Genomic DNA, 9,579 nt, shown 5'->3' with positions numbered 1-9,579 from the left:
CCTGCCGCCAGCGTTCACTCTGAGCCAGGATCAAACTCTTCACTTAAATTTTCGACCAGTACCGAAGTACCAATCTAATGCTTTGAGTGCAGTCGTCGCTCCTGAGCCCGAATTACACGTTTACTCGCATTTGCATGCTTTCTTGCTTCATTTGGACTCTGTTACGAACGTCTGCTGATGGACTAACACCACCGGCCAGACGCCCGCACAAGTCACCTGCGCACACTGTCAAAGATCATAGGAACTGGCCTCAGCGCCTTGTTCCGACCTCGTCACCAAAGTGCCCGAGGGAGCCGCACATCTTACAGCAGATTTCGCGACCGTCAACACCCTGCGAAACCTTTTTTCTACCGCTTCCCGCCGTTCCGTTCAGGCCCTGAAGCCGTCCCGTCTGGTGGGCCGCGCATCTTACAGCAGCCTCCGAATCCGTCAACCGTTTTCGATGCCGCTTTCGATCCGCCCCGCCGTGCTCAATCAATGCAGCTTGGCGGGGCGCGCATTGTGCACATGCACAACGGATTTGGGAAGCCCGAAAGCGGATTTTTGCGAAAGTTTTTTCGCCGGCCTCAGCCGGCGATCAGGCGCACGCGCGCAAAGGTGCGCTTGCCGACCGCGAGCACGCCTTCGAAACCGGGCGCATACACGTGTTGCGCGTCCTCGACGAGCTCGCCGTCGATGCGCACCGCGCGCTCCTTGAGCTTGCGGTTGGCTTCGGAATTGCTGGGCGTGAGCCCGGCCGCGGTCAACAAGGCGGCGATGCGCAGGCCTTCGGCCGGCACGACCACATCGGTCAAGGGCAGGGAGGCGGTGTCGCCCTCGCCGCGCACGGCCGCATTCCAGCCCGCGACCGCGGTTTCGGCCGCGTCCGCGCCGTGGAAACGCGCCGCCAGCTCGCGCGCCAGACGCAGCTTGAGATCGCGCGGATTGAGCGTTCCGGCCTCGATTTCGGCCTTGAAACGCGCGGCATCGGCGATCGAGATGTCGAAACTGAGCAGGTCGATCCAGCGCCACATCAGCACGTCGTCAATCTTCATGGTCTTGGTGACGATGTCGATCGCCGGCTCGTTGATGCCGATGTAGTTGCCCAGCGACTTGGACATCTTGTTGACGCCGTCCAGGCCTTCCAGCAGGGGCATGGTCAGCACGATCTGGGCCGGCTGGCCGTGGTGCTCCTGCAGGCCGCGGCCCATCAGCAGGTTGAACTTCTGATCGGTGCCGCCGAGCTCGACGTCGCACTCCAGCGCGACCGAGTCGTAGCCCTGCACCAGCGGATACAGGAACTCGTGGATCGCGATCGATTGCTGGGCCGCATAGCGCTTGGCGAAATCGTCGCGTTCGAGCATGCGCGCGACCGTGTGCTGACCGGCCAGACGGATCATGTCGGCCGCGCTCATCTTGCCGAACCATTCGGAGTTGAAACGGACCTCGGTCTTGTCGCGATCCAGCACCTTGAACACCTGGTCGGCGTAGGTCTGGGCGTTGGCCAGCACGTCCTCGCGGGTCAGCGGTTTGCGGGTGACGTTCTTGCCGGTCGGGTCGCCGATCATTCCGGTGAAATCGCCGATCAAAAAGATCACCTGATGCCCCAGGTCCTGGAACTGGCGCATCTTGTTGAGCAGGACCGTATGGCCGATGTGCAGGTCGGGCGCGGTCGGGTCGAAGCCGGCCTTGATCCGCAGGGGGCGGCCGAGCTTGAGACGGGCCTCGAGCTCGTCGAGCTTGAGGATCTCGTCGGTGCCGCGGCGGATCAGGTCGAGGGCGTCTTGGACGGAGGCGGGGCTGGGAGCGGACAAAGGAGGGACTCGGCTGGCGGACGCGGGCGCCGGAATGCGACCGCGGTCAATGAATGGAGTTAACAAGGAGTTAAACGTTACCGCATTGTCTGGCGGACAAAAACCCTATTCAGGTCAAGGGTTTGACGCACGTTGCTCGCATGACTATGGTAACGCCGCTACACAGCCTTCACACCTTTCGCAGGGGATTCCATCGATGACCGCACCCGATTCCGGTACGGACCGGCGCGAACGCCTGAAGGCACTGCGTGAGGCCGCTCTGCACCGCCCGGTGCTGGCACGTCATATTTCCGATGGATTCAATGGTCGTTGGTCGCGCCGTCAGTGGGTGCAGGCCAGCCTGTTCGCGACCATGGGCATGCTGGTGCTGGCGATCGTGCCGGGCTTCAGCAGCCCCGGCAACGCCAAGCCTTTGCACGCCGCGCGCCAGTCACTGGCGCTGGCCCTGCCGCCGCTGCCGTTGGCGCGCGCGAAGGGTCAGATCGGCGACAGCTGGCAGCTGGTGCGCGTCGACCGCGGCCAGACCCTGGGCGCGGTGTTCAAGCAGTTGAACATCCCGTCCTCGACCATGCAGCAGATTCTCGAGCAGCCGGGCGCCAAGCAGGCGCTGACCCGGATGAAGCCGGGCACCGAGCTGGCCTTCGACATGCCGGTCAACGGCTCGCTGCGCAGCTTCCGCTACGACCGCGACGACAGCCATCAGGTCGAACTGAAGCTGGACGGCGGCAAGATCTACCAGAAGGTGATCGCGCGCCCCAGCGAAACCCGCACCGTGGTGCTCAGCGGCAAGGTCGGCTCCTCGTTGTTCCGTTCGGCGCGCAAGGTCGGCCTGACCCCGAACAACATCCGCACGCTCACCGACGACATCTTCAAGTACGACATCGACTTCAACGAAGACGTCGGCGCCAACGATCGTTTCAGCGTGGTGGTCGAGCAGACCTGGCGCGAGGGCGAGCTGGTCAACACCGGTCCGGTGCTGGCGGCCACCTTCACCAGCGACGGCAAGCTGCACACCGGTTTCCGCTTCGAGCGCGACGGCAAGGCCGAGTACTTCACCGGCGACGGCCGCCCGCTGAAGAAGAGCTTCATCCGTATGCCGATTCCGTACGCGCGCCTGAGCTCGGGCTTCGGCGCGCGCCGCCACCCGGTGCTGGGCCGCATGCGCATGCACAAGGGCGTGGACTACGCGGCCGGCAGCGGCACCCCGATCATGGCCGCCGGCGACGCGCGGGTGAAATCGGCCGGCTGGATGGGCGGTTACGGCAACGCGGTGGTGCTGGACCACGGCCGCGGCTACACCACCCTGTACGGGCACATGTCGCGCATCGGCAAGATCCGTCCGGGCCAGCGCATCGCCCAGGGCACGGTGATCGGCTACGTCGGTTCCACCGGCATGTCGACCGGCCCGCACCTGCATTACGAATTCCGCGTCAACGGCGTGCACCGCAATCCGCTGTCGATCACGATGCCGCCGCCGGAGCCGCTGAGCGGCGCCCCGCTGGCGCAGTTCCGCTCGCAGACCGGCGTGGCGCTGGCGCGTATCCGCCAGGTCGAGAACATCATCTACGCCGACGCCACCCCGACGGTGTCGCCGATGTCGCGCGCGCTGGCGCCCAAGAAGAAGACCAAGGCCTGAGGCCTGCAGTGCCCGACAATGCGCAGGCCCCCGCCGCGGGGCTGTTCGTCGGTTTGATCTCCGGTACCAGCGCCGACGGCATCGACGCCGCGCTGGTGCGTTTCGACGCCGCCCGATCGCCGCATTGCGAGCTCGTGCTGGGCCGCACCTATGCCTGGACCGATGCGCTACGCGCGCGCCTGGTGGTGCTGGGCCAGGGCGGCGACGCGCAGTCGCTGGAAGAACTGGGCACCCTGGACGTGCAGATCGCCGAGGCCTTCGCCGAGTCGGCGCGGGCGCTGCTGGCGGAGGCCGGGGTCGGCGCGGACGACGTGCGCGCGATCGGCTCGCACGGCCAGACCGTGCGCCATCGTCCCGAGGGCGCCTACTACGACGGCCGCCACCCCTTCACCTGGCAGCTCGGCGACGGCCACCGCATCGCCGAGCGCTGCGGCATCGCCACGGTCGCGGACTTCCGCCGCCGCGACGTCGCCGCCGGCGGCCACGGCGCCCCGCTGGTGCCGGCCTTCCACGCCGCCCTGCTGCACTCGCCCGACGAGGACCGCGCGGTCCTGAACCTGGGCGGCATCGCCAACTACACCCTGCTGCCGGCGGACGGCCCGGTGCGCGGCTTCGACACCGGCCCGGCCAACTGTCTGATGGACGCCTGGCACCTGCTGCACCGCGGCGGCGCCTACGACGCCGACGGCGGCTACGCGGCGCAGGGCGAGGCCGATCCGGAGCTGCTGACGCGCTTGCTGGACGAGCCCTGGTTCGCCCTGCCGCCGCCCAAGAGCACCGGCCGCGAGCATTTCCACCTCGACTGGGTGCGCGCGCGCCTGAGCGGCGGCGAGCGCCCCGAGGACGTGCAGGCGACCCTGCTGGAACTCAGCGCGATCACCATCGCCGACGCCCTGCGCGCGCAGCAGCCGGCCACCCGGCGGGTGCTGGTCTGCGGCGGCGGGGTGCGCAACGCGCAGCTGCTGCGCGCGATCGGCGCGCAACTGCCGGATACGGTCGTGGAGTCCACCGCCGTGTACGGCCTGGATCCGGATTTCGTCGAAGCCATGGCCTTCGCCTGGCTGGCGCGGCAGACCCTGGCCGGGCTGCCGGGCAATCTGCCCAGCGTGACCGGCGCGCGCGGGCCGCGCGTGCTCGGGGTGGTTTACCCGGCCTGATTCTTGCCGGCCGGCACCTGGTCGATCAGTCGCTGCAGGTCGGCGTCGATCTGGCTGGTGCCCTGGTGGCCCCAATCGCCCTCGTCGACCGGACGCGGGGCGCGTCCGATCAGCGAATAGCCCGGATCGCTGGGCACGCTCTCCAAAGCCGCGATCGCGGCTTGCAAGGCGTTGGCGTCGGTATCGCTGAAACGCGCGGCCAGTTCGGTCTCGCAGGCGAACAGACCGTGCTCGAGCAGGTGCATCAGGGTCTGATCCGGGGCCCAGTTGCGGGCCTCGGCGACCCGGCGGATGCGTTCGGCCAGCACCGGATCGATGTTGTGCAGGACGATATCGGTCATTTCGTGACTCTACCTCAGCAAACCCCTGCTTTTGTGCATGAACGTCGGCGAATCGTGAGCGCCGTCGCTCACGTTCAGGCCGCCACCGGGGCCGCGACCGGACGCCGCATGACCAGGATCAGGCACAACAGCAAGGCCGGGATGCCGATCAGAGCGGTGCCGACGAAGAACAGCGAATAGGCTTCCAGCAGGGTGCGCCCGGTTTCCAGGTGCTCCACCGCCACGCCGGACAGGCCCTTGAGGAATTTGCCGGGCATGGCATAGAACGAACTGAGCAGGGCGTATTGGGTGGCGGTGTAGCCGACGCTGGTCAGGCTGGACATGTAGCCCACCAGGGCCACGCCGGCGTAGCCGTTGCTGAAGTTGTCGATCGCCATGACGATCGCGAACACGGTCGGATCGCTGCCGTGCATGGCCAGGTAGGCGTAGGCCAGATTGGAGCCCGGGCCCAGCACCGCGCCCACCAGCAGGGTCGGGACGAAGCCGAAGCGGATCGCGCTCAGCCCCGCGGCGGCGATGCCGACGATGGTCGCGACGGTGCCGACCGAACCGCGCACCGCGCCGACGGTTTCCTTGGCCAGGCCCAGATCGGCGTAGAACGGGTTGGCCATCGGCCCGAACACGAAGTCGGGCAGCCGGTACAGGCTGATCGCCAGCAGCATCAGCAGCGCCCACTGTCCGTGGGTGCGCAGGAACATCAGCAAGGGTCCGACCACCGCGTCGAAAAAGCGCAGCAGCGGCCCCACCAACGGCCGGGTCCAGGTCGCCTCGGGCACCGGCCTGCCGTCCTTGGGGCGGCGCATCAACAGCCATAGCGCCAGCGTCACGCCGACGGCGAACACGGCGTCCTGATAGCCCCACGCGGCGTCCCAGAAATTGTGTTTGGCGACTTCGTACGCCACCGCGAGCACGCCGAGCGCCAGCGCCGCGACCCAGCGCAGCACCATCGCGTCCGACACGCCGAGCTTGGCCTGCTCGGCATCGACGATCTCCAGCACGGGCTGCGCGACCGAGCGGGTCGATTCGCGCGCCAGGAACACCGCCGCCATGCCCACGCCCAGCAGCAAGGCCATGATCTCGTAGGACACCGACCAGCCCACGCGCGCGGCCAGGATCAGGATCAGCGAATCGGTGACCAACAGCGCGGTGCGGTAGCCCAGCGCGCCGCTGGCGGTCAGCAGGCCCTGCTCCTCGTTGTTGTCGGCGCTCTCGATGCGCCAGGCGTCGATCACGATGTCCTGGGTCGCCGAGGCGAACGCCACCACCAGCGCCAACACACCGAACACCAGCAGGTGGTTCAACGCCACCCCGCCCAGCATCAACTGCCCTTTGTGCGGCTCGACCAGGGCCATGCCCAGCAGCGCGGCACTGGCGACGATCTGGGTCAGCAGCATCCAGCCGCGGCGACGGCCGAGCCAGCGCCCGAACAGCGGCGCGTCGGTCTTGTCGACCAGCGGCGCCCACAGGAACTTCAGCGAGTAGGCCAGGCCGACCCAGGACAGGAAGCCGATCGTCGACAGCTCGATCGCGTTCTCGCGCATCCAGAACCCGAGCGTGTTGCCGACCAGGTAGATCGGAATGCCCGAGCTGAAGCCCAGCAACAGCATCGCCAGCACCTTGGGCTCGCGCAGGCTTTTCAGCACCTGCCGCCAGCCGGGGCGCGGCTTCGCCGCTGCGGCCTCAGAGCTCATAGTCGACGATGAACGGCGCGTGGTCGGAGAAGCGCGGTTCCTTCTGGATCGCGCAGGCGCGCAGGCGCTCGCGCAGGCCCGGCGTGGCCAGCTGGTAGTCGATGCGCCAACCCACGTCGTTGCCGCGCGCGCCGCCGCGGTTGCTCCACCAGGTGTAGTCCTGACCCTCGGGGCGCAGCGCGCGATAGGTATCGACCCAGCCCTCGTCGTCGGCGCATACGCCGTTCAGCCATTCGCGCTCGGGCGGCAGGCAGCCGGAGTTCTTCTGGTTGCTGGTCCAGTTCTTGATGTCCAGGCGGCTGCGCACGATGTTCCAGTCGCCGCACAGCACGTACTCGCGGCCGCTGCGCAGCCATTCGTCGAGCTTGGGCTTGAGCCAGTCCATGACCTCGAACTTGAAGCCCTGGCGCAGCTCGCCCGAGGAACCGGACGGGATATAGAACGAGACCACGCTGAGATTGCCGTAACGGGCCTCGATGTAGCGGCCTTCGTCGTCGAACGGCGCCCAACCCATCGCGGTGCGAACCTCGTCGGGCTCGCGCTTGGAATATATGGCGACGCCGCTGTATCCCTTCTTGGTGATCGCGTCGCGGAAGTAGGCGCGGTAGCCCTCGGGCAGGAAGGCCGGGCCGGTGAGCTGGTGCTCCTGGGCCTTGGTTTCCTGGATGCACAGCACGTCCGCGTTCTGAGTGCGGAACCAGTCGAAGAAGCCCTTGGTGGCCGCCGAGCGCAGGCCGTTGGCGTTGAAGCTGATGATGCGCATGCGCACTCCCGAGCGTGATGCGGGCGATCATAGCAATGGCCCGGGCGCCGGTGGCCTATCATGCCCGCATGCCTTCCGCCCCTGCCGCGACCGCGATCGTCCGCGTCGTCCCCGTCGACGACCGCCTGGCCGATGCGGTGCGCGCGCTGCAGGTGGCGCCCGAGCAGCTGCAGTTCGTCGGCGACACCGCCTTCAACCTCGACGACACCCGCCGCGACCCCGACAGCGAGGCCATGGCGGTGCTGGCCGACGACGAGGTGGTCGGCTTCTACCGCCTGGATTTCCATCCGGCCGCGGTCGGCGGGCGCGCCTTCGACGAGCCCAGCGTGGGCCTGCGCGCGGTGGTGATCGACCGCCAACGCCAGGGCCGCGGCTACGGCGCGCGCGCCATGGACGCCTGCTGCGAGGACCTGCGCCGACGTCATCCGCAACGCCGGCTGCTGGCCCTGACCGTCAACTGCCGCAACCTGGCCGCGATCGCCGCCTACCGGCGCTCCGGCTTCGTCGACACCGGCGAACTGTTCCTGGGCGGCGCCGCCGGCCCGCAGCACCTGATGCTGCGCCGGCTGCAGCCGGCCGTCACCGATTGATCCCCACGCCCCCACCCGCACGCCCCATGACCGACCATCGCTCCCGCTTCCTTCAGCTCGCCCTGCGCGCCGACGCCCTGCGTTTCGGCGAATTCACCCTCAAGTCGGGTCGCAGCAGCCCCTATTTCTTCAACGCCGGCCGCTTCGACTCCGGCGCCGCGCTGGCCGAACTGGCCGGCTGCTACGCCGACGCCATCGACGCCCACGGTCTGGGCTTCGACCTGCTGTTCGGGCCCGCCTACAAGGGCATCCCGCTGGCGACCGCGCTGGCCTGCGAGTACGCGCGCCGCGGCCGCGACCTGCCGCTGGCGTTCAACCGCAAGGAAGCCAAGACCCACGGCGAGGGCGGCAGTCTGATCGGCGCGCCGCTGGCCGGGCGCCGGGTCTTGATCGTCGACGACGTGATCACCGCCGGCACCGCGATCCGCGAAGCGCTGGCGATCATCGCCGAGGCCGGCGGCAGCGCGGCCGGCATCGTGATCGCGCTGGACCGCCAGGAAGCCGTCGACCCGGCCACATCGCGACGCTCGGCGGCAGAAACTGTCGCAATCGAACAAGGCCTGCCGGTGATCGCGGTCGCCAGCCTGGCCGACCTGCTGGCCTTCACCGGCGAAAGCGCCGAATTCGGCGCCCAGCGCGCGCGCTTGCTCGACTACCGCGAGCGTTATGGCAGCCACGCCGGGGCCTGAATTCCGCGGTACGCGGCTGGCCGGGTGCGCCCGGCCGGATCCGTTGATGGAATCGTGACGCCGGTTGCACGCTCAAGGTGCTCAGATGGCCCGACTCTTGCGTCAGTTCTGTCCCATGACCCATGCATCGCGATGGCAGGGAGCCGACATGAACAAGATCCACTCGCTGCTGACCGGCGCCGTGCTGCTGGCGCTGACCGCCACCGTCGCGGTCGCCCAGGACGCGCCGAAGAAGAAGCTCTACTGCTGGAACGAGAACGGCCGCAAGGTCTGCGGCGACGCCCTGCCGGCCAGCGCGGTCGACAGCGCGCGCACCGAGTTCAGCGCCAAGAGCGGCCTGGCCACCGCCCAGGTCGGCCGCGCCCTGACCGCCGAGGAGCGCGCCGCCGCCGCCGCCCAGGCCGAAACCGCGCGCATCGCCGCCATGGCCGAAGAGGCCAAGGCCCGCCGCGACATCGCCATGGCCCAGTCCTACGCCACCGAGGCCGACCTGCGGCGCGCGTTCCAGGAACGCATCGCGGTGATGGACGAGACCGTGAAAGCCTCGCAGCTGGGCGTCGAAGGCCGTCGCCAGAGCCTGCTGAGCCTGCTGCGCAAAGCCGGCGAGAACGAACTCAGCGGCAAGCCGGTCGGCGGCGGCCTGTCCGAGAACATCCGCAACCAGCACGCCGAACTGCTGCGCCAACAGAGCATCCTGGCCCAACAGAAAACCGAGCGCGCCTCGATCGACGAGGATCTGAACGCGGCGCTGCAGCGCTACAACAGCATGAAGGCCGCCGAGGCGGCGCGTGCGGGCGGTTGAACGAAGCTCGCGCGAAGCGCGAGTAGCCTGCGCGCAAGCTTGCGGATCGCGCGGCACTGAAAACAAAACGACCGGCCAGAGCCGGTCGTTTTTTTTGCGGCAATGCCGGCGCGAGGC

General features: G+C 68.2%; 8 protein-coding genes and 1 pseudogene. 5 read left to right on the top strand and 4 right to left on the bottom strand.

What is annotated here, in order from left to right; translation table 11 throughout:
* Positions 1 to 566 precede the first annotated feature (566 nt).
* Positions 567 to 1,793: a tyrosine--tRNA ligase gene (gene tyrS, locus BMZ45_RS17260; protein ID WP_091637741.1), complete on the bottom strand. Its 1,227-nt coding sequence runs from the start codon at positions 1,791 to 1,793 to the stop codon at positions 567 to 569.
* Between the two features lie 196 nt (positions 1,794 to 1,989).
* Between tyrS and BMZ45_RS17255 the strand changes: the two genes are divergently transcribed.
* Positions 1,990 to 3,429, top strand: coding sequence for a peptidoglycan DD-metalloendopeptidase family protein (locus BMZ45_RS17255; protein ID WP_091637740.1), 1,440 nt, complete (start codon positions 1,990 to 1,992; stop codon positions 3,427 to 3,429).
* Positions 3,430 to 3,437: 8 nt separating this feature from the next.
* Positions 3,438 to 4,586: an anhydro-N-acetylmuramic acid kinase gene (locus BMZ45_RS17250; protein ID WP_091637739.1), complete on the top strand. Its 1,149-nt coding sequence runs from the start codon at positions 3,438 to 3,440 to the stop codon at positions 4,584 to 4,586.
* A 122-nt stretch (positions 4,587 to 4,708) separates the two neighbouring features.
* On the opposite strand, the pseudogene BMZ45_RS17245 reads toward BMZ45_RS17250, so the two are convergent.
* From BMZ45_RS17245 to BMZ45_RS17235, 3 genes and pseudogenes are all read right to left on the bottom strand, one after another.
* A pseudogene (locus BMZ45_RS17245) lies at positions 4,709 to 4,927 on the bottom strand (hypothetical protein); the annotation flags it as partial.
* Positions 4,928 to 5,001: 74 nt separating this feature from the next.
* The gene (locus BMZ45_RS17240; protein WP_175489130.1) at positions 5,002 to 6,570 is read right to left on the bottom strand and encodes an AmpG family muropeptide MFS transporter; all 1,569 of its coding nucleotides are present in this window, start codon (positions 6,568 to 6,570) and stop codon (positions 5,002 to 5,004) included.
* Positions 6,571 to 6,607: 37 nt separating this feature from the next.
* On the bottom strand, positions 6,608 to 7,381 hold the full coding sequence (locus tag BMZ45_RS17235) for an exodeoxyribonuclease III (protein ID WP_091637738.1): 774 nt from the start codon (positions 7,379 to 7,381) through the stop codon (positions 6,608 to 6,610).
* 68 nt (positions 7,382 to 7,449) lie between these two features.
* On the opposite strand from BMZ45_RS17235, the gene BMZ45_RS17230 reads away from it, so the two are divergent.
* From BMZ45_RS17230 to BMZ45_RS21735, 3 genes are all read left to right on the top strand, one after another.
* The gene (locus BMZ45_RS17230) at positions 7,450 to 7,971 is read left to right on the top strand and encodes a GNAT family N-acetyltransferase (RefSeq protein WP_175489129.1); all 522 of its coding nucleotides are present in this window, start codon (positions 7,450 to 7,452) and stop codon (positions 7,969 to 7,971) included.
* Between the two features lie 26 nt (positions 7,972 to 7,997).
* Entirely contained in the window at positions 7,998 to 8,660 is a 663-nt protein-coding gene (gene pyrE / locus BMZ45_RS17225) for an orotate phosphoribosyltransferase (protein WP_091637736.1), read from the top strand.
* Between the two features lie 148 nt (positions 8,661 to 8,808).
* A complete protein-coding gene (locus tag BMZ45_RS21735) occupies positions 8,809 to 9,462 on the top strand; it encodes a hypothetical protein (protein WP_091637735.1) in 654 nt (217 codons plus the stop codon).
* Positions 9,463 to 9,579 lie beyond the last annotated feature (117 nt).

The sequence above is a fragment of the Lysobacter sp. cf310 genome (assembly GCF_900114355.1).
Taxonomy (GTDB): Bacteria; Pseudomonadota; Gammaproteobacteria; order Xanthomonadales; family Xanthomonadaceae; genus Lysobacter.
This window is presented reverse-complemented; position numbering and strand designations above follow the sequence as displayed.